This is a genomic window from Klenkia marina (assembly GCF_900101025.1).
GTDB lineage: Bacteria > Actinomycetota > Actinomycetes > Mycobacteriales > Geodermatophilaceae > Klenkia > Klenkia marina.
This window is the reverse complement of sequence record NZ_FMUH01000013.1, coordinates 1-1,196: the sequence shown is the minus strand read 5'-3', so window position 1 is coordinate 1,196 and position 1,196 is coordinate 1. Positions and strand designations below refer to the sequence as shown.

Annotated in this window: 2 protein-coding genes; one reads left to right on the top strand and one right to left on the bottom strand. The window is 74.0% G+C overall.

Annotation, left to right across the window (positions count from 1 at the left end):
- Positions 1-640 (top strand): site-specific integrase (locus BLP29_RS20515; RefSeq protein WP_133379344.1); only part of this gene is annotated, 640 nt, incomplete at its 5' end.
- Here BLP29_RS20515 and BLP29_RS20510 read toward each other — a convergent pair.
- On the bottom strand, positions 637-1,071 hold the full coding sequence (locus BLP29_RS20510) for an ImmA/IrrE family metallo-endopeptidase (protein WP_092808103.1): 435 nt from the start codon (positions 1,069-1,071) through the stop codon (positions 637-639). The two genes, BLP29_RS20515 and BLP29_RS20510, sit on opposite strands and share 4 nt — an antisense overlap.
- Between the last annotated feature and the right edge of the window lie 125 nt (positions 1,072-1,196).

Sequence of the window (1,196 nt, the reverse complement as noted above, 5' to 3'; positions counted from 1 at the left end):
CGAGCGCACCGAGATGGTGTGCCTGACCCCGCAGCAGTTCGGCGCGCTCCGCAGCGAGTTGCCCGAGCGGTGGCGGCCCTTCGCGACCGTGCTGGCCGGCACCGGCCTCCGGTTCGGGGAGGCGGTCGCGCTCACCGTGTCCGACGTCGACCTGCTCGCCCCGACCCCGGTCCTGCGGGTGACCAAGGCGCTGGCGCGCACCGACAGCGGGTTCGAGGTCGGCCCGCCGAAGACCAGGAAGTCCCGCCGCACGGTGTCCCTGCCCGCCGACCTGGTCGATGTGCTGGCCCCGCTGGTCGCCCGCCCCGGCAGCGAGCTGCTGTTCGTGGGCCCGACGGGCGCCCGGGTGCACCACGCGAACTTCTACAACCGGGCGTGGTCACCGGCCGTCGGTCGGTTCGCCGGCGACCGCAAGGTCGACGACGTCGTGGTGCGCGGCGACGGTCCGCGGCCGCGGATCCACGACCTGCGGCACTCGCACGCCTCGTGGCTGATCGCCGCCGGCGTGCCGCTGCCCGCGATCCGCGACCGGCTAGGCCACGAGTCGATCACCACCACGGTGGACACCTACGGGCACCTCATGCCCGACCAGCACCGGCAGACCGCCGCTGCACTCGACGGGCTGCTGGTCGAGCGCTAGGCGGCGGCCTCGTGCTCGCCGGCCGCGGCGTCCAGCACAAGCTTCTCGGCCTCGGTCAGCATGGCCAGCCGGGTGCGCAGGGTGCCGCGGTCGACGTGGAGCAGCTCGGCGGCCTCGGCGGGGTGGCAGGTCCAGCGGACGGCGTCGGCCAGCGCAGCGAGCGGGATGAGCCGTCGCGCGGCCTCCCGCTGCACGATCAGCTCCTGCCGAGCATCGAGGGCCGCGTCGGACAGGCCGACGTCGCCGCGTTCGGCGTGCACGAGCTCGTGCGCCAGCGTGGAACGCGCCTGCGCCCCGGTCAGGCCGCGGCGCAGGGCGATGACCCGGTCGTGGTGGAAGTACTGCCCGCACGGCTTCTGGTGGCGCCAGGACAGCGTGAGGTCAGCACGACCGGCGAGGTCGGCCCATGGGTCGTACTGCAGCGCGGTCACCCCCGTGACGTCCCGGTCAGCTGGGGTGGACCTCATCATCGTGGTCTGACAGTTCCGGATCGCCCTCGTACGCAGCGGCCCCGACCTCGCGAAGGAAGCCGCCGCGTCGACCTCGCTCTGCGTCT